The organism is Rubritalea sp., from assembly GCF_039830215.1.
Classification (GTDB): domain Bacteria; phylum Verrucomicrobiota; class Verrucomicrobiia; order Verrucomicrobiales; family Akkermansiaceae; genus Rubritalea.
Genome location: NZ_JBDOPO010000305.1, coordinates 4,545 through 6,455, shown reverse-complemented (window position 1 = coordinate 6,455; position 1,911 = coordinate 4,545). Strand labels below are relative to the sequence as shown.

Annotated in this window: 2 protein-coding genes; one reads left to right on the top strand and one right to left on the bottom strand. The window is 47.6% G+C overall.

Features of this window, described 5'->3' with window-relative positions:
* Nucleotides 1-121: 121 nt before the first annotated feature.
* On the top strand, nt 122-424 hold the full coding sequence (locus ABGY95_RS10170; protein WP_347441571.1) for a hypothetical protein: 303 nt from the start codon (nt 122-124) through the stop codon (nt 422-424).
* 155 nt (nt 425-579) lie between these two features.
* Here the strand turns inward: ABGY95_RS10170 and argF are convergent, their stop codons facing one another.
* Nucleotides 580-1,476: an ornithine carbamoyltransferase gene (gene argF / locus ABGY95_RS10165; protein ID WP_347441570.1), complete on the bottom strand. Its 897-nt coding sequence runs from the start codon at nt 1,474-1,476 to the stop codon at nt 580-582.
* Nucleotides 1,477-1,911: the final 435 nt, after the last annotated feature.

Here is a 1,911-nt window from a genome sequence, read left to right as displayed (position 1 = left end):
TAAGTTGAGCTGTGAGTCGTTGGTGTGTAAGCGTTTAGACATGCCAAGCATGCCGACGCACTCACTATTTCAAGCTTTTTATTGATTTATTTTCGATTAGTTACGCACTAAGTGAACGCGTATGAGCGGCTATCTCAATGATGTGGTAGGAAACTTCACTGAACGAGCAAGCGATATTCAGGCTGCGGGGGTGGGCGTGAAGGGCAGCGAGCATGCTGTAATCAAGAGTTATCCAGCAACGACGCATAAAGAGATGATCGAGTACCGCGTGAGCAAGAAGCAAACGATCGCCGATCTCTGCGCCCATCTAGAACAAACCTTCATCGACTACCATGCAGATGAGCTAGTAGAAGCGCAGCTCCCACCAACAATCACTGAGGTGCCTATAGAAAAGAGTGAGTACTATTTAGCGCATGCTGCATAATGAGGCATTTAACAATGGATGGAACGGGTCTGATTAATAGTTAGCTAGCTATTTTTTGGGAGACGTCCGCCTAGGTGGTCTCGATCTAGACTAAAAATGACCCACGCGACAGTGTTGTCCCTTGGGTCATTCGGTGGAAAAGATTGATCAACTCCTTAGCCCGCAACAGCTGCTAGGACTGCCTTCTGAGCGTGCAGGCGATTTTCAGCCTGCTGGAAAATGGTATCGGCGTGCAGTTCGAGAACCTCTTCTGTGATCTCTTTCTCACGGTACGCTGGGAGACAATGTAGAACGATGTGGCCGTCAGCAGCGTTGCTGAGTAGGTTCGAGTTTACTTGGTAGTCGCCAAAGAGTGCTTCTTTTTCAGCTTGTCCTTCTTGGCCCATAGAGAGCCAGACGTCGGTGTTGATCACATCTGCACCTTTCACCGCAGCCGCAGCATCAGAGGTGAGAGTCACGTTTGGAGCATTGACCTTATCCATCCACTCTTGTGGAGGCATACAGGAAGCTGGAGCGGCAACCACGAGCTCGAAGCCGAGGTGTTTTGCTGCCCAGATCCATGAGCGTGACATGTTGTTGTCGCCATCGCCGATGAAGACGACTTTCTTGCCTACCCAAGTTCCTAACTTTTCCTTCACAGTAAGTAGGTCAGCAAGAATCTGGCAGGGATGTTCTTCGTCAGTCAGAGCATTGATCGTAGGGATTTGACCATATTCGGAGAAATCGACTACGTCTTGCTGGTCGAAAGTGCGGATAATGCACCCGTGAATCATGCGACCTAACACACGAGCAGTGTCTCTGATTGGTTCACCACGACCAAGTTGGATATCGTTAGAGGAAAGGAACATGATTGTGCCTCCTAGTTCGCGTACACCAACTTCGAAGGATACACGTGTGCGGGTGGAGGACTTGGTGAAAATCATTGCCCAAGTCTGCCCAGCGAGTGGTTGGCTGCTGTGGTTGCCGCGTTCAGCTTTGAGCTGAATGGCTGAGACGACGAGACCATTGAGCTGACCAGCGTCGAGCTCTTCAATAGAAAGTAAATGTTTCATAACGGAAAATTGGGAAAAGTGGATGAGAACACGTCGCCCAGTGGTTTGTCGATGCTGAAATGTTTCAACTGTGACAAACTTCTTACTTTAGGGGTATCATGATAAATTATTGTTACTTTGCATTCCTAAAGCACCGGTCTACCTCAAAATCTTTTGTAGGAGAGATTAACATATTCTTGGGTAATACGGTGTCTGCCGGATTGGTTGGTAAGGCACCCTGAGCCAAGCTCGTAATTGAGGGACTCTCTCGATTTAAAATTACATAGTGGCTAGCTGTATCCAATTTGACTCTAGAAGCTTGAGTATAAAATTGTTTTCTTGTCGCACTTGCAAGATACGAACAATGAAGAAATCAAAATGTGAAGGAGACTAGCCGATTATGATTTTCTTCAACGCGTGCATCATACAGCAGAGGGTCGTGAGAGCTAATGCTGG

Bases quoted from the DNA above. Each gene is read 5' to 3' on its own strand.
- ABGY95_RS10170 (WP_347441571.1), top strand. From the start codon at position 122: ATGAGCGGCTATCTCAATGATGTGGTAGGAAACTTCACTGAACGAGCA.
- argF (WP_347441570.1), bottom strand. From the start codon at position 1,476: ATGAAACATTTACTTTCTATTGAAGAGCTCGACGCTGGTCAGCTCAAT.